The 14,941-nt window shown below is 73.2% G+C and carries 13 protein-coding genes and 1 riboswitch; of the genes, 3 read left to right on the forward strand and 10 right to left on the reverse strand.

The genetic code is table 11. The annotated features are described in order from the left end of the window. The first annotated feature begins 475 nt into the window (after positions 1 to 475). Positions 476 to 1,516, forward strand: a complete 1,041-nt coding sequence (gene sepH / locus ACZ7N4_RS16900) for a septation protein SepH (RefSeq protein ID WP_471359061.1) — start codon at positions 476 to 478, stop codon at positions 1,514 to 1,516. Between the two features lie 45 nt (positions 1,517 to 1,561). Here the strand turns inward: sepH and ACZ7N4_RS16905 are convergent, their stop codons facing one another. Then, complete coding sequence (locus ACZ7N4_RS16905; protein ID WP_471359062.1) at positions 1,562 to 2,413, reverse strand: sulfurtransferase; 852 nt, start codon at positions 2,411 to 2,413, stop codon at positions 1,562 to 1,564. 318 nt (positions 2,414 to 2,731) lie between these two features. Between ACZ7N4_RS16905 and ACZ7N4_RS16910 the strand changes: the two genes are divergently transcribed. Continuing rightward, entirely contained in the window at positions 2,732 to 3,523 is a 792-nt protein-coding gene (locus ACZ7N4_RS16910; RefSeq protein ID WP_471359063.1) for a VOC family protein, read from the forward strand. A 45-nt stretch (positions 3,524 to 3,568) separates the two neighbouring features. On the opposite strand, the gene ACZ7N4_RS16915 is transcribed toward ACZ7N4_RS16910, so the two are convergent. The 5 genes from ACZ7N4_RS16915 to ACZ7N4_RS16935 are packed head-to-tail and all read right to left on the reverse strand — an operon-like array spanning position 3,569 to position 9,335. Next, positions 3,569 to 4,219, reverse strand: a complete 651-nt coding sequence (locus ACZ7N4_RS16915) for a thymidine kinase (protein ID WP_471359065.1) — start codon at positions 4,217 to 4,219, stop codon at positions 3,569 to 3,571. A gap of 53 nt (positions 4,220 to 4,272) precedes the next feature. Continuing rightward, positions 4,273 to 5,469, reverse strand: coding sequence for an alkaline phosphatase family protein (locus tag ACZ7N4_RS16920; RefSeq protein ID WP_471359067.1), 1,197 nt, complete (start codon positions 5,467 to 5,469; stop codon positions 4,273 to 4,275). Then, positions 5,469 to 6,065, reverse strand: a complete 597-nt coding sequence (locus ACZ7N4_RS16925) for a DUF5998 family protein (RefSeq protein ID WP_189305084.1) — start codon at positions 6,063 to 6,065, stop codon at positions 5,469 to 5,471. The genes ACZ7N4_RS16920 and ACZ7N4_RS16925 overlap by 1 nt, the downstream gene beginning before the upstream one ends. Position 6,066: 1 nt before the next feature. Beyond that, complete coding sequence (locus ACZ7N4_RS16930) at positions 6,067 to 6,480, reverse strand: hypothetical protein (protein ID WP_471359069.1); 414 nt, start codon at positions 6,478 to 6,480, stop codon at positions 6,067 to 6,069. A 44-nt stretch (positions 6,481 to 6,524) separates the two neighbouring features. Beyond that, positions 6,525 to 9,335: a bifunctional acetate--CoA ligase family protein/GNAT family N-acetyltransferase gene (locus ACZ7N4_RS16935; RefSeq protein WP_471359070.1), complete on the reverse strand. Its 2,811-nt coding sequence runs from the start codon at positions 9,333 to 9,335 to the stop codon at positions 6,525 to 6,527. A gap of 179 nt (positions 9,336 to 9,514) precedes the next feature. Here ACZ7N4_RS16935 and ACZ7N4_RS16940 point away from each other — a divergent pair, with 179 nt between their 5' ends. Continuing rightward, positions 9,515 to 9,796 carry an HPr family phosphocarrier protein gene (locus ACZ7N4_RS16940; protein WP_014675499.1) on the forward strand — a complete coding sequence of 94 codons (282 nt, stop codon included), beginning with the start codon at positions 9,515 to 9,517 and terminating at the stop codon, positions 9,794 to 9,796. Between the two features lie 204 nt (positions 9,797 to 10,000). Here the strand turns inward: ACZ7N4_RS16940 and ACZ7N4_RS16945 are convergent, their stop codons facing one another. The 4 genes from ACZ7N4_RS16945 to ACZ7N4_RS16960 form a co-directional block, all read right to left on the reverse strand. Continuing rightward, the gene (locus ACZ7N4_RS16945; protein ID WP_471359071.1) at positions 10,001 to 10,687 is read right to left on the reverse strand and encodes a GntR family transcriptional regulator; all 687 of its coding nucleotides are present in this window, start codon (positions 10,685 to 10,687) and stop codon (positions 10,001 to 10,003) included. Positions 10,688 to 10,904: 217 nt separating this feature from the next. Further along, positions 10,905 to 11,660, reverse strand: coding sequence for a M23 family metallopeptidase (locus tag ACZ7N4_RS16950; RefSeq protein WP_471359073.1), 756 nt, complete (start codon positions 11,658 to 11,660; stop codon positions 10,905 to 10,907). 12 nt (positions 11,661 to 11,672) lie between these two features. Next, positions 11,673 to 11,833, reverse strand: a riboswitch (cyclic di-AMP (ydaO/yuaA leader). A gap of 208 nt (positions 11,834 to 12,041) precedes the next feature. Beyond that, positions 12,042 to 13,430 (reverse strand): M16 family metallopeptidase, encoded by a 1,389-nt coding sequence (locus ACZ7N4_RS16955; protein WP_471359074.1) that lies wholly within the window; start codon positions 13,428 to 13,430, stop codon positions 12,042 to 12,044. Next, on the reverse strand, positions 13,427 to 14,830 hold the full coding sequence (locus ACZ7N4_RS16960; RefSeq protein WP_471359076.1) for a M16 family metallopeptidase: 1,404 nt from the start codon (positions 14,828 to 14,830) through the stop codon (positions 13,427 to 13,429). The genes ACZ7N4_RS16955 and ACZ7N4_RS16960 overlap by 4 nt, the downstream gene beginning before the upstream one ends. Between the last annotated feature and the right edge of the window lie 111 nt (positions 14,831 to 14,941).

Consider the following 14,941-nt stretch of genomic DNA (forward strand, 5'->3'; position numbering starts at 1 on the left):
GACCTTGCCTGCCTTTCCCGTACGTGGCCGACAGGAGCCGACCGGCTGCACGAGAAGGGGACGTAGGGACGAAACCATTAGTTCCGTTTCTGGCGATTCCGTGAAGTTCGCCACGTTCATGATCGGGAAAACCGGTTGCGGAGGGCCAAGTCGCAGCCCTTGCCAGAAGTTGGGCGGCGCGCCAATCCACGCACGTGGTCCGAATGGAGTACTGTTGCGAGCCCTGGGTCCGGTCTCCCACCAGGGTGCCCGCGGCCAGCCAGGACCGCCGGGAGGGGGCTAGTTGCACAGGGTGACGGAGTTGGTCACTTAGCGTTGCGAACAGGTAACCGTGCCATAACGGCGGTCCCGGGCCCGTGCCCGACACGCCGGGCAACTCGGCAAGGTTGTGGCAGGCTGCACCCGGGCAGGCCACACTCGACTAGCGGAAGCAGCGACGCACGTGACGTCGGCAGGCACCACCCGGGAGGTCCCCATGCCCGAACTGCGTGTCGTGGCCGTCTCGAATGACGGCACACGACTGGTGCTGAAGGCTGCCGACTCTACGGAGTACACGCTTCCGATCGACGAACGCCTGCGCGCCGCCGTGCGCGGCGACCGGCCACGTCTCGGCCAGATCGAGATCGAGGTCGAGAGCCATCTGCGCCCGCGGGACATCCAGGCGCGGATACGAGCCGGTGCCACCGCGGAAGAGGTCGCCCAGCTCGCCGGCATCCCCGTCGACCGGGTACGGCGCTTCGAGGGGCCGGTGCTGGCTGAGCGCGCCTTCATGGCCGAGCGGGCCCGCAAGACCCCGGTCCGCCGCCCCGGTGAGAACTCCGGCCCGCTGCTCGGCGAGGCCGTGCAGGAGCGCCTGCTGCTGCGCGGTGCCGAGAAGGACACCGTGCAGTGGGACTCCTGGCGCCGCGACGACGGCACCTGGGAGGTGCTCCTCGTCTACCGGGTCGCGGGCGAACCGCACTCGGCGAGCTGGACGTACGACCCGCCCCGGCGGCTCGTGCAGGCGGTGGACGACGAGGCGCGCTCGCTGATCGGCGAGTCCGACGACCTCGCCGTGCCGGAGCCGAGCTTCCCGTTCGTCCCCCGCATCGCCCGGCTGCCGCGTGAGCGCTCGATGGACCGCGCGCTCGAACGGCTCGACCGCGACCGGCCCGGCCTGCCCGCGCCGTCGCCGGAACCGGAGGAGGACGGCTCGGGCGAGCGTGACTCGCTGACCAGCCTGCTGGAGGCCGTACCGAGCTTCCGGGGCGACCTGGTGGTCCCGGAACGCCCGGCGGAGCCCTCGGAGGAGCCCGACGACGAGGCCGCCGCCGAGGAGCCGCCGGCGCCCGCCGCGTCCGCCGGCTCCGCCTACGCGGACGTCCTCATGCCGCGCTCGGTCAGCAGCCACCGCGACCGGCTCGTCGGCGCGACCGACCGGCAGGCGGAGGCCGACGGCGTCCGCCCCGGCCGCCGCGCCGCCGTCCCGAGCTGGGACGAGATCGTGTTCGGCACCCGGCGCAAGAAGCAGGAGTAGCTCTTCGTGGGAGGGGGCACGCGCCCCCTCCCACGGGGAGTCCCGCTACTGCGGATCGGCCCCCACCGCCACCGGCCGGGACGGATCCGAGGACCACTCGGACCAGGAACCCACGTACAGGGCCGCCGGGATGCCCGCCACCGCCAGCGCGAGGACCTGGTGGGCGCCGGAGACGCCCGAACCGCAGTACACGCCCACCTCGGTGTCCTCGGACACCCCCAGGGCCTTGAAACGGTCCCTCAGCTCCACGGCGGGCAGGAAACGGCCGTCGGGGCCCACGTTCTCCGTCGTCGGAGCCGAGACCGCGCCCGGGATGTGCCCGCCGACCCGGTCGATCGGCTCCACCTCGCCGCGGTACCGCTCCCCCGCGCGCGCGTCCAGCAGCACACCCGTACGGGCCAGGGCCGCGGCCGCGTCCGCGTCCAGCAGCCCCGCGGCCGCGGGCCGGGGCACGAAGTCGCCCCCGGCCGGAAGGGGTGTCTCTGTGGACAGTTCGCCTCCCCAGGACGGCAACCCGCCGTCGAGCACCCGCACGTCCGGGTGACCCGTCCAGCGCAGCAGCCACCACGCGCGCGCGGCGGCCCAGCCCTGTCCGCCGTCGTACACGACGACCGGCCGCCCGGCCGACACGCCCGCGCGGCGCATCGAGGCGCCGAACTCCGCGAGGTCGGGCAGCGGATGGCGGCCGTGCGCCCCGGGCGCGGAGGCCAGCTCCCGGTCCAGGTCGACGAAGACCGCGCCGGGGATGTGGCCGGCCTCGTACTCGGCCCGGCCGTCGAAGGCGGGCGCGCCCGCCGCCTTCGCCAGGCTCAGCTGCCAGCGCACGTCCAGCAGCACCGGCGGGGCGCCCCCGGTCAGCTCCTGTGCGAGTTCGGATGCGGTGATGATGGCTGTCATGGCGTCCATCCATACGCCAGGGGTGGCCGCGGCGTCCAGGTCCGGCTACTCTGCTCGGCCGGACACGCTCGATCACGAGGCGTACGGGATCGAGCACGTGCTGTACAGCCGACGGACCCCCGCCGGCCCTCGTCAGCAAGCGGCGAAAGACGGCAGATCGGGCATCCTCCTGTGGAACGGCCGAGCGGCGCGGTACGGCCCCGGGCCACCGCGGAGGGTGCGGGTACCGGCACGGGCGTACGCGCCAGCGGCGTGGACACCCCTTCCGGGGAGTGGAAGCGACACGGCCACCGCGAGGGGCCGAGAAGAGAGTGATCGATGACCGAGGCACGGGAGTCGGCCGGTCCGCACGCGCGGCGCGTGCCCGGCACGCCCTGCTGGGTGAGCCTGATGGTGCACGCGCTGGACACCACCGAGGAGTTCTACGGTGAGCTGTTCGGCTGGGAGTTCCGGCCGGGTCCGCAGCAGCTCGGCCCGTATGTGCGGGCGCTGCTGGACGGACGGGAGGTGGCGGGCATGGGCCAGCTGCCGCCGGACCGCCGGCTGCCGGTCGCCTGGACGCCGTACTTCGCCTCGGACGACGTGGACCACACGGCCGACACGGTACGGGAGTGCGGCGGCACGGTGGCGGTCGGCCCGCTGGACGCCGCGGAGGCCGGGCGGATGGCCATCGCCGCGGATCCCTGCGGGGCGGTGTTCGGCATCTGGCAGGCCACCGCGCATTTCGGCACGGCGATCACCGGTGTGCCCGGCACGCCCGTCTGGAACGAGCTGCGCACCTTCGAGACGGAGAGCGTCGCCAAGTTCTACAAGAGCGTCTTCGGCTACGCGGAGGAGCCGCTGGTCCCCGCCGACCTCGACTGCCTGACCCTGCGCCTCGGCGGCCGGCCGGTGGCCGGACTGCACGGCATGGGCCAGGCCCTGCCGCGGGACCGGGGGCCGCACTGGGAGACGTACTTCGAGGTGGCCGACATCGGAGAGACGCTGCGTCGGGTCACCGGCCTGGGCGGCCGGATCCTGCGGCCGGCCCACGACAGCCCGCACGGGCGGGTGGCGTCGGTGGCCGACCCGGAGGGCGCGGAGTTCTCGGTGGTCCAGGACCCGCGCTGAACCCGGTCCAGGACCCGCGCCGAGCCTCGTACGGAGCCGGGAGGGTCAGGAGGCGGGGACGGGCAGCACGTCCGGGGAGAGGGCCGCCGCACGGGCCGACGCGGCGGTCATCCGGCGCCGGTGGTGGCGGCGGCACAGCACCTCGTAGCCGACCTCGCCCGCGGCCTGGTTGACGTCGCCGACGACCACCTGGGCGCCCTCGACCACCATCTCGCCGCCGACCGTGCGGGCGTTGTGCGTGGCGCGGGCGCCGCACCAGCACAGCGCCTCCACCTGGAGCACCTCGATCCGGTCGGCCAGCTCCACCAGCCGCTGCGAACCGGGGAACAGCTTGGAGCGGAAGTCGGTGGTGATGCCGAAGGCGAAGACGTCCAGGTCGAGATCGTCCACCACGCGGGCGAGCTGGTCGATCTGCTCGGGTGCGAGGAACTGCGCCTCGTCCGCGATGACGTAGTCGGCCCGGCCGCCCTGCGAGAGATGGTCCACGAGGTAGGCGTACAGGTCCTGGCCGTCCTCGACCTCCACCGCGTCGGTGACCAGGCCCAGCCGGGAGGACAGCTTGCCCTCGCCCGCCCGGTCGTCCCGGGTGAAGATCATCCCGACCAGCCCGCGCGCCGAGCGGTTGTGCTCGATCTGCAGAGCCAGCGTCGACTTCCCGCAGTCCATGGTTCCGGAGAAGAACACCAGCTCGGGCATGAGACGTCGAGGACCTTTCTGCAGGGGAGGACAGGGGTGGACGGGGGGAGGGGTCAGGAACGTACTTCGAGCAGCGGGACCAGTTGCTCGGCAGGGGTCATCGAGCCGTGGTTGCCGACCAGAGCGGACTCCTTGGGCTCCCGTTCGGAGGCGATGATCAGGACGTCGTCGTGCGCGGCGGCGACCACGTCGCCGATCCGCGGGTACACACGCTCGTCGCACGCGCCGGGCGGCCCGAACCAGCCGGCCGCGATCGCCTCGTCGCGCGAGGCCACCCAGAACTGCTCCCCGAGCACCTCGCGCCAGACGGTCAGCACGTCGTTCCCGGCGCCCGGCACCGCGTACACGTGCCGGGCCCGGCCCTCCCCGCCCAGCAGGGCGACGCCGGCCCGCAGTTCCCAGTCCTCGTCGAAGTCGATGCGGTGCTGCTCGTCGAACGGCACGTCGACCATGCCGTGGTCGGCGGTGACGTAGAGGGCGCTGCGCGGCGGCAGCTGTTCCGCGAGGCGCTGGGCGAGCCGGTCGACGGTCATGAGCTGGCCGCGCCAGGTGTCCGAGGCGACGCCGTAGCGGTGTCCGGCGCCGTCCAGCTCGGAGTAGTACGTGTACACCAGCGAGCGGTCCCCGGCGGCCAGTTGCTCGGCCGCCAGGTCCATGCGGTCCTCGCCGGTGAGCCGGCCGTGGAAGCTGCCGCCGCTGAGCGCGACCTTGGTGAGCGGGGTGTGCTCGAAGGCGGGCGAGGACACCTGGGCGGCGTGCACCCCGGCCTCGTGGGCCAGCTGGAAGACGGTGGGGTACGGCTGCCAGGGGCGCGGGTCCGTGTACGGCTGCCAGCGGAGCTGGTTCATCAGCTCGCCGGTCTGCGGGTTGCGCACGGCGTAGCCGGGCAGGCCGTGGGCGCCGGGCGGCAGGCCGGTGCCGACGGAGGCGAGGGAGGTCGCGGTGGTCGCCGGGTACCCGGCGGTGAGCGGACGGCCGGTGCCACCGCGCGAGCTGCCGAGCAGCGAGTTCAGGAAGGGGGCCTCGTCCGGGTGTGCCCTGAGCTGCTCCCAGCCGAGCCCGTCGACCAGGAAGACGCAGACCCGGTCGGCGGGGGTCAGCTCCCCGATCGTGGCGGTCAGGCCGGGGACGCCCATGCCGGCGGCCAGGGTGGGCAGCAGGTCGGCGAGGGAGCCGGTGCCGTACTCGGGCAGCGGGGCGGTGTCGAGGGCGAGGGGTTCCGGATGATCCCAGGCGGAGAGCTGGGACATCAGCGGGTGAGGTCCGCGGTCGCCTCCGAGATGGACTGCGCGAAGGCGAGCGCCTGGCGCACCGTCTCCGGGCCGTCCCCGGCCTCGCTGACGCGCAGGCTGAGGTCGTCCGCCGTCGAGCTGCCCGTGTAGCCGTGGTCGGCGTCGCAGTTGGGGTCGCCGCAGGCGGCGGGCTCCAGGTCGATGCGGTTGACGGCGCCCCAGCCGATGGTGAGCACGACCTCGCGGGGCAGCGTGCCCGGCTTGTACTGCTCGGGGTTGGCGACCACCCGGCTGACCACGACCGAGGAGATCCGGTCGAGCTTCACGGACTCGGTGGAGGTGGTGGCGTACGGCGTCGGGGAGGTGCTGTCGGCGGCCTGCTCGTCGGTGTGGCTGACGATGAAGCGGTTGCCGGTGAGCACCAGGACGGTCACATGCCGCCGCACCTCGTTCTGGTCGAAGGTGGTCTCCTGGTGGACCAGGTACGACCGGACGGGCTCGCCGCCCACGGCGGCCTCCACCGCCTCGGCCACGAGGGCCGGGTAGTAGCCGCTGCGCTCGATCGCCGCGCGCAGCCCCTGGGTCGTCGTACTGGTCTTGGCCATGGCGTCCATCCTAATCCGTGGGCAAGGGGGGTCCGGGCCAGTCGCGCGGACCGGGAGGCGCCTGTGTGCCCGCGGGCGGGTGCCTGCGCACGAGCCCCGGGCGGACGGCCAACGCCTCGGCGGCGATCAGGCAGGAGACGGGCTCCCGGCCGCCGGCGTCCGCCTCGAACGCGACGACGAGGGGCGCGGCCTCCCCCAGGACCCGCGCGAGACGCTCGGTCTCCGTGGGGGTGGGCGGGCGGAAGGCGGGGTCCCGGAAGGCCGGCGGGCAGGAGACGAACAGCGGGTCGGTGAAGATCACTTCGAGGCCGTGGTGGCAGGTGAGGTCGTACCCGGCGGCGAGGCACAGCCGCCCCGCGTCGCAGGCGGTGATCTCCCAGTCCCACCAGCTGCCCTCGGGCAGCTTCCGTCCGGCGATCTCCATGCGCTCCCCCTCCCCCGGGCTCCCCCGGACTCCCCCGGGTCCGCTCAGTAGGCCGGCAGGGTCCGTGGGCCGAGGTCGTCGCGGGCGGGGGGCGGTGCGAGACGCACCGTGGCACCGAGCACGCTGACTCCGTGCGGGGCGACGACGACCGGCTCCAGGGTGACCGCGACCACCTCCGGGTGGTCGTCGACCAGCCGGGACACCCGCAGCAGCAGGTCCTCCAGGGCCGGGGTGTCCACCGGTGTGGAGCCGCGCCAGCCGAACAGCAGCGGTGCCGTCCGGATCGACCGCACGAGCGAGGTCGCCTCCCGGTCGGTGACGGGGACCAGCCGGTGGGCCATGTCGCCGAGCAGTTGCGAGGCGGCACCGGCCAGGCCGAAGGACAGCACGGCGCCGGCCGCCGGATCGATCACCGCGCGGACGACCGTGTCGACCCCGCGCGGTGCCATGCCCTGCACCACCGGTCGCAGCTCCTCCGGCTGCCCGAACAGCTCGGTCAACTCGGTGTACGCCCGCAGCAGTTGCTCCTCGTCCGCCAGGTCCAGGCGTACGCCGCCCAGGTCGGCTCGGTGCCTCAGGTGCGGGGCGGTGGCCTTGAGGGCGACCGGGTAGCCGAGCGTGCGGGCGGCCTCCACGGCGGCGTCCGGGGTGGGCGCGGGCAGGGCGCGGCGCACGGGTATGCCGTACCGGCCGAGCAGATCGCAGGTCTCCCCGTCGGAGGTGGTGAGCCCCTCCCCGCGCGCGAGCAGCTCGCCGATCAGCCGGGCGGCCCCCTTCTCGTCGATGTCGTCGAACTCCGGCACCTTCCCGGGATCGGCTGCCTCCCGCCGCCACTCGGCGTACTTGACGGCTTCGGCGAGGGCCCGGACGGCACGTTCGGCGGCGGGGTAGGCCGGGATGAGGTGGGTGCCCTCGGGAGGGGTCGGCAGCGTGGGCGGGGCCGTCGCCTCCGCCGTGCCGGGTGTCTTGTCGACGGCCCCGGGTGCGGTGCTCGCCGCGGCCGACAGCGCCTCCGCCAGTCCGCCCAGCTCCACGTGGACCACCAGCACCGGCTTTCCCGGCACCGCCGCGGCGGCCGACCGCAGCGCCTCCGCCAGCTCGGCGTCCTCCGGCGAGCCCTCGCCGATCGCGGGGATCGCCGTCACGACGACGGCGTCGTTCGTGTCGTCGGCCAGCGCCGCGGCGAGCGCCCGGTGGAAGTCCTCCGGCCTCGCCCCGGTCGTCAGGTCCACCGGCCGGGCCGGCCTCAGCCCCTCGGCGAGGCACCGGTCGTAGGTCAGCACGCCCAGCGACTCGGAGTTGCCGAGGATGGCCACGCGCGGACCCGTGGGCAGCGGCTGGCGGGCGAGGAGCAGCCCCGCGTCGACCAGCTCGGTGATCGTGTCGACACGGATCACGCCGGCCTGCCGGAGCAGCGCGGAGACGGTCGCGTACGGCAGCCGCGTCGCCCGTACCGCGTGCCCCTGCGGTGCCGTGCCGGTGCCCTGCACCACCACGAGCGGCTTGGCCGCGGCCGTCCGCCGGGCGAGGCGGGTGAACTTGCGGGGGTTGCCGATGGACTCCAGGTACATGAGGACGACGTCGGTCTCGGGGTCGTCGTACCAGTACTGCAGGACGTCGTTGCCGGAGACGTCGGCGCGGTTGCCGGCGGACACGAACGTGGAGACGCCGGTGACGCCGGTGACCCCTCCGCCGCGCCGGTGCAGCCGGGACAGCAGGGCGATGCCGATGGCGCCGGACTGGGCGAACAGCCCGATGCGGCCGGGGCGGGGCATCTCGGGGGCGAGGGAGGCGTTCAGCCGGACGCCGGCGGCGGTGTTGATGAGCCCGAAGGCGTTCGGGCCGATGATCCGCATGCCGTACGCGCGCGCGGCCCGCACGAGGGCGCGCTGCCGCTCGCGTCCCTCCGACCCGCTCTCGGCGTATCCGGCGGAGAGCACGACCAGTCCCTGGACGCCGTGTTCACCGCACTCGGCGACCACGGCGGGCACGTGCTCGGCCGGTACGGCGACGACGGCGAGGTCGACCGGCGCGTCGATGTCCCGCACCGAGCGGTGCGCGGGCACCCCGTCGACCTCCTCGAGGTCTTCGGGGAAGGCCTTGTTCACCGCGTACAGGCGGCCGGGGTAGCCGGCGTCGCGGATGTTGCCGAGGACGCCGCGGCCCACTCCGCCGGGGGCACGGCCGACGCCGACGACGGCGACGGAGCCGGGCGCGAGGAGCCGCCGTACCGACCGGGCCTCGGCGCGCTGCTCCCGCGCGTGCTGCACGGCGAGGGAACGGTCGGTGGGTTCGAGGTCGAACTCCAGGCGGACGACGCCGTCCTCGAAGCTGCGGTTCTGGGTGTAGCCGGCGTCCGTGAACACCTTGATCATCTTGTTGTTGGCGGGCAGCACCTCGGCGGCGAAACGGCGGATGCCCCGCTCGCGCGCGACGGCCGCGATGTGCTCCAGCAGCGCGGAGGCGACCCCGCGGCCCTGGTGGGCGTCCTGCACCAGGAAGGCGACCTCGGCCTCGTCGGCGGGCGCGGACGCGGGCAGCCCGTCCGTGCCGATGCGGTCATAGCGTACGGTGGCGATGAACTCGCCGCCGATGGTGGCCGCGAGTCCCACCCGGTCCACGAAGTCGTGGTGCGTGAAGCGGTGGACGTCCTTGGCGGAGAGCCGTGGGTACGGCGCGAAGAAGCGGTAGTACTTCGACTCGTCCGAGACCTGCTCGTAGAAGCTGACCAGGCGGTCGGCGTCATCGATGGTGATGGGCCGGATGCGCGCGGTGCCACCGTCGCGCAGCACCACGTCCGCCTCCCAGTGGGCGGGGTACTGGTGCCGGTCCTGCCGGTCCGCCGAGGTCTGCATGGGCCCCAGAGTACGGCTCGCGTACGACAACGGCGCGAGGCAGTCTGTGGGGGACGGAGGAGCCGGACCGAGGCCGCGGTCCGGCGCCACACCGAGAGGGGACGCGGGTCCTCTCCGGGCACGCTTCACGATGTGGGAAACTGGTCTAGACAACCCTGAACACCGAAGGGCAGCAACACATGGCTGAGCGCCGCGTCAACGTCGGCTGGGCCGAGGGCCTCCACGCCCGCCCCGCCTCCATCTTCGTCCGAGCCGCCACGGCCGCAGGCGTCCCGGTGACGATCGCCAAGGCCGGGGGCAACCCCGTCAACGCGGCCTCCATGCTGGCCGTCCTGGGCCTGGGTGCCCAGGGTGGCGAGGAGATCGTCCTCGCCTCCGACGCCGAGGGCGCGGACGCCGCCCTCGACCGTCTGGCCAAGCTGGTCTCCGAGGGCCTGGAGGAGCTGCCCGAGACCGTCTGAGCGAGCCGTCGCGCAGAGCACCGGAGCCGCGTCGCCTTTCGGGGCGGGGCGGCTTCGGCGTATCCGGGCACAGCCCGGCCTTCGTTCCGTCTATTCGCCGCCCATTTTACGCGCTCGGCCGGTTCCTTAATTCCGGGCGCGATAAACAAGGGCAGCCGAAACACCCCGCCCGGACATACATTGTCTTTGTATACGGCGCCCGTGTTAATGCCGCGAACCCGACGTGTGTACGGGGTGTTGCGAAGTCCTCACACGCTCGGCCGCCACCGAAAAGCGCAGTCGACGGGCGTCCGCCGCCCGCTCGGCGTGCAGGGTCGTGAGCGCCCGCGCGCGCTCGGCGTCCCCGCGTGCCACCGCGTCCACGATCGCCCCGTGCTCCGCCCAGGACTCCACGGGGCTCTTCGGCGCCTCCACCGTGTACATCCAGGCGATCTTGTACCGCAGCCGCGTGAGCGTGGAGGTCAGTGAGGGGCTGCCACAGGCCTGGGTGAGCGTCTCGTGGAACCAGCCGCCCAGCGAGCGGAGATCCTCGCTGCCGCCCCTCCTGGCCCGCTCCTGCCCCAGCCGGACCAGGCCGCGCAGCACCTTCAGATGGGCCTCGGTCCGCCGCCGGGCGGCCCGGGCGGCGCCCAGCGGCTCCAGCAGCATCCGCATCTCCAGCAGGTCGGCTGCCTCCTGCTCGGTCGGCTCGGCCACGCACGCGCCCGCGTGCCGGCGCGTCACGACGAACCCCTCGGCCTCCAGGGTCCGCAGGGCCTCGCGCACGGGGACGCGCGAGACGCCGTACCGGCGGGCCAGGACTTCCTCGGTGAGCCGGCTGCCGCGCCCGTGGACGCCGGCGACGATGTCGTCCCGGATCGCCGTGCACACCGAATGCGCCGGAATACGCATGACCGACCTCCGCCTCGATCCCCGTGAAACGCCGACGAAAGACGTGTACGCCGACGATGGACGGGTGTTTCCGTGACTCTATTCCAATGAGCCGGAATTTCCGACGGCGGGCGGCGATCCATGGATATTTTTTGGTCAGCACATCCGGCGGACACAGTGAAGAACGGCGAAAGCCCCGGCTCGATGAGCCGGGGCTTCGGACAGCCGTGCGGTGGCGTCAGATGTTCACGCCGTGCCTGCGGAGGTAGGCGACGGGGTCGACGTCCGAGCCGTACTCGGGGGACGTGCGCGCCTCGAAGTGCAGGTGCGGGCCGGTGACGTTGCCGGTGGCGCCGGACAGGGCGATCTGCTGGCCCGGCACGACCTTCTGGCCCACCGTGACGCCGATGGACGACAGGTGCCCGTACTGGGTGTACATGCCGTCGGCCATCCGGATCACGATCTGGTTGCCGTACGCGCCGCCCCAGCCGGTGGAGACGACCGTGCCCGAACCCACCGCGTGGACGGCCGTGCCGCTGGCCGCGTGGAAGTCGATGCCGGTGTGCGAGCCGGAGGACCACAGGGAACTGCTGGCCTGGTAGGCGGTGGAGACGTACGAGTGCGCGATCGGGGCGACGAAGGTGTTCAGCAGCTTGCGCTCCGCCTCGCGGGCGGCACGGGCCTTGGCCGCCCGCACCTCCTCGGCCCGCTTGGCGGCGGCCTTCGCCGCGGCCTCCTCGGCCGCCTTCTGCTCGGCGGCCTGCTGCTGGGCGGCGGCCTGCGCGTCGATCTGCTCGGGGACGTCCTCGGTCACGGCGAGGACGGGGACGAGACCGGTCTGCTCCGCGGAGTTCTCGGCGGCGAGCGCCGGGGAGGCGGCGAGGGTGCCGATGACACCGGTGGTGGTGAGGGCCGCGACGCCGGCCGCCTGAGCCGTGGTCCGCTTGACCCGGCCGGGCTTGCGATGCTTCCCGGTGGCGCACATGAACGCCATGAAGTGGCTGGTCCTTTCCTTCCCTCTCGCCTACCGGGTTAGCTGACGGGTTCGGAGCAGGAAGGTCTCCTACGAGCCCCCTCGCAGCCGCGCGGGCGCCCGATTCACCCCAGGGACGGTGGGTCCCCGGCTCCCCTGGCTCGCGCCGTACGGGGACTCGGCGATGACTGTCCGGTGCCGCGGGTGCGGCGCACTGCCTGACGAACAGCCCGGACGACGCTACGGCGGCCCGCTTTCAATCCTCAAACGGATCCGGGTTTTTGTAGCGCATCCCACAGGGCAGACAGGCAACCTCCGCCCCAAAACGGGCATCTGAGGGAGCGAGTGGAACAGCGGGGCCCTGACGACCCGTAGGTCGCCAGGGCCCACGCGCGCGCGGCGCTACTCGGCCGCCACCACGGTCACTTCGCCGATGCCGAGCGCCTCCACCGGCGCCTTGATCTGCGAAGCGTCACCGACGAGGACGGTCACCAGGCGGTCCACGGGGAAGGCGTTCACGACGGCCGCGGTGGCCTCCACCGTGCCCGTGGCGGCCAGCTGCTGGTACAGCGTCGCCTGGAAGTCGTCGGGCAGGTGCTGCTCGACCTGGTCGGCCAGCGTGCTCGCGACGGCCGCCGCGGTCTCGTACTTCAGCGGGGCCACGCCGACGAGGTTCTGCACGGCGACGTCCCGCTCGGCGTCGGTCAGGCCCTCCGCCGCGACGGTCCGCAGCACCTTCCACAGGTCGTCCAGCGCCGGGCCGGTGTTCGGCGTGTCCACGGAGCCGCTGATGGCGAGCATCGCCGCGCCCGTGCCGTCGGGCGCGGACCTGAGGACCTGCCCGAAGGAGCGCACGCCGTAGGTGTAGCCCTTCTCCTCGCGCAGGACGCGGTCCAGGCGGGAGGTGAGGGTGCCGCCGAGGCAGTACGTGCCGAGCACCTGGGCGGGCCAGACGCGGTCGTGCCGGTCGGGACCGATCCGGCCGATGAGCAGCTGCGTCTGGACGGCACCGGGCCGGTCCACGATGACCACGCGCCCGGTGTCGTCGGCGGTCACCGGCGGCACCGGCCGGGGCTCGCCCGGGGTGCCCGTCCAGGCGCCCAGGGTGTCGCCGAGCAGCTCGTCCAGGTCGATGCCGGTCAGGTCGCCGACGACGACCGCGGTGGCCGTGGCGGGCCGCACATGACGGTCGTAGAAGGCGCGCACGGCCGCCGCGTCGATCTTCTCGACCGTCTCCTCGGTGCCCTGGCGCGGCCGGGACATGCGCGAGGTGGCCGGGAACAACTCCTTGGAGAGTTCCTTGGCCGCGCGGCGGGCGGGGTTGGCCAGCTCGTGCGGGATCTCGTCCAGGCGGTTGCGGACGAGCCGCTCGACCTCGCCCGGGGCGAAGGCGGGCGCGCGCAGGGCGTCGGCGAGCAGGCCGAGGCCCTTGGCCAGGCGGGAGGCCGGGACCTCCAGGCCGAGCCGGACGCCGGGGTGGTCGGCGTGGGCGTCCAGGGTGGCCCCCGCACGCTCCAGCTCGGCCGCGAACTCCTCGGCGGAGTGCTTGTCGGTGCCCTCGGAGAAGGCCCGCGCCATGATCGTGGCGACGCCGTCCAGGCCGGCCGGCTCGGCGTCCAGGGGCGCGTCCAGCAGCACCTCGACGGCGACGACCTGCTGGCCCGGGCGGTGGCAGCGCAGCACGGTCAGGCCGTTGTCGAGCGTGCCGCGCTCGGGCGCCGGGAACGCCCACGGCCTGGCCTCGCCCGGCTGCGGCTGGGGGTGGAAGTCCATCGTGGCGAGCTGGGTCACTTGGCCGTCTCCTCGTTCTCGGTCTCGTCGCGGCCCGCCTCCACGGTCGCTTCCTGCTCCGGGTCCTCGGGAACCCCGGCGTCCGGGACTGCCTCAGGGGACTTCGGCTCGTAGACGAGGACCGCGCGGTTGTCGGGCCGCAGACGGGCCTTGGCCACCTCCTGGACCTCCTCCGGGGTCACCTCCAGGACGCGGTTGACGGCGGTCAGGGCGAGCTGCGGGTCGCCGAACAGGACGGCGTACCGGCACAGTTCGTCGGCGCGGCCGGCGACCGTGCCGAGCCGGTCCAGCCACTCGCGCTCCAGCTGGGCCTGGGCGCGCTCCATCTCCTCGGGCGTGGGGCCCTCCGCGGCGAACCGGGCCAGCTCCTCGTCGATGGCGGTCTCGATGACGGGCACCTCGACGTCACCGGAGGTCTTCACGTCCAGCCAGCCCATGGAGGGCGCGCCGGCCAGGCGCAGCAGGCCGAAACCGGCCGCGACGGCCGTACGGTCGCGGCGCACCAGCCGGTTGTACAGGCGGGAGGACTCGCCGCCGCCGAGGATGGTCAGGGCGAGGTCGGCCGCGTCGCACGCGCGCGTGCCGTCGTGCGGGAGCCGGTAGGCGGCCATCAGGGCGCGTGCCGGGACCTCCTCCACGACGACCTCGCGCTTCTGCTCGCCGATGACGTCCGGGAGGGATCCGTCGCGGGGGGCGGGCTTGCCGTCGTGGGACGCGATGGAGCCGAAGTACTTCTCGACCCAGGCGAGGGTCTGCTGGGGGTCGATGTCACCGACCACGGAGAGCACCGCGTTGTTCGGCGCGTAGTAGGTGCGGAAGAACTGGCGGGCGTCCTCCAGGGTGGCCGCGTCCAGGTCCGCCATCGAGCCGATCGGCGTGTGGTGGTAGGGGTGGCCCTCCGGGTAGGAGAGGGCGGTCAGCTTCTCGAAGGCGGTGCCGTACGGCACGTGGTCGTAGCGCTGGCGGCGCTCGTTCTTGACGACGTCCCGCTGGTTCTCCATGGACTCGTCGTCCAGGGCGGCCAGCAGCGAGCCCATGCGGTCGGCCTCCAGCCAGAGCGCCAGCTCCAGCTGGTGGGCGGGCATGGTCTCGAAGTAGTTGGTGCGCTCGAAACTGGTGGTGCCGTTGAGCGAACCGCCGGCGCCCTGCACCAGCTCGAAGTGGCCGTTGCCCTTCACCTGCGCGGAGCCCTGGAACATCAGGTGCTCGAAGAGGTGAGCCAGGCCGGTACGCCCCTTGACTTCGTGGCGGGAGCCGACGTCGTACCAGAGGCAGACCGCCGCCACCGGGGTCAGGTGGTCCTCGGAGAGCACCACGCGCAGACCGTTGGCCAGCCGGTGCTCGGTCGCTGTCAGGCCTCCGGAGCCTGCCTCGGCTGTGGTCGTGTGACCCATGGGCATGTACGTCCCTTCGCGAGCGGAGGCGGTTGATGGAAACCGCTGTTTTCCTGCCGGTCCTGCCACTGTATGCAAAGCGTGCGGGGGCTTCGCGAAGTTCCCGCGGGACGTACG

It is taken from the genome of Streptomyces sp. NPDC107654, assembly GCF_055639035.1.

Coding starts and splice junctions, on each gene's coding strand:
- sepH (WP_471359061.1), top strand. CDS start 476: ATGCCCGAACTGCGTGTCGTGGCCGTCTCGAATGACGGCACACGACTG.
- ACZ7N4_RS16905 (WP_471359062.1), bottom strand. CDS start 2,413: ATGACAGCCATCATCACCGCATCCGAACTCGCACAGGAGCTGACCGGG.
- ACZ7N4_RS16910 (WP_471359063.1), top strand. CDS start 2,732: ATGACCGAGGCACGGGAGTCGGCCGGTCCGCACGCGCGGCGCGTGCCC.
- ACZ7N4_RS16915 (WP_471359065.1), bottom strand. CDS start 4,219: ATGCCCGAGCTGGTGTTCTTCTCCGGAACCATGGACTGCGGGAAGTCG.
- ACZ7N4_RS16920 (WP_471359067.1), bottom strand. CDS start 5,469: ATGTCCCAGCTCTCCGCCTGGGATCATCCGGAACCCCTCGCCCTCGAC.
- ACZ7N4_RS16925 (WP_189305084.1), bottom strand. CDS start 6,065: ATGGACGCCATGGCCAAGACCAGTACGACGACCCAGGGGCTGCGCGCG.
- ACZ7N4_RS16930 (WP_471359069.1), bottom strand. CDS start 6,480: ATGGAGATCGCCGGACGGAAGCTGCCCGAGGGCAGCTGGTGGGACTGG.
- ACZ7N4_RS16935 (WP_471359070.1), bottom strand. CDS start 9,335: ATGCAGACCTCGGCGGACCGGCAGGACCGGCACCAGTACCCCGCCCAC.
- ACZ7N4_RS16940 (WP_014675499.1), top strand. CDS start 9,515: ATGGCTGAGCGCCGCGTCAACGTCGGCTGGGCCGAGGGCCTCCACGCC.
- ACZ7N4_RS16945 (WP_471359071.1), bottom strand. CDS start 10,687: ATGCGTATTCCGGCGCATTCGGTGTGCACGGCGATCCGGGACGACATC.
- ACZ7N4_RS16950 (WP_471359073.1), bottom strand. CDS start 11,660: ATGGCGTTCATGTGCGCCACCGGGAAGCATCGCAAGCCCGGCCGGGTC.
- ACZ7N4_RS16960 (WP_471359076.1), bottom strand. CDS start 14,830: ATGCCCATGGGTCACACGACCACAGCCGAGGCAGGCTCCGGAGGCCTG.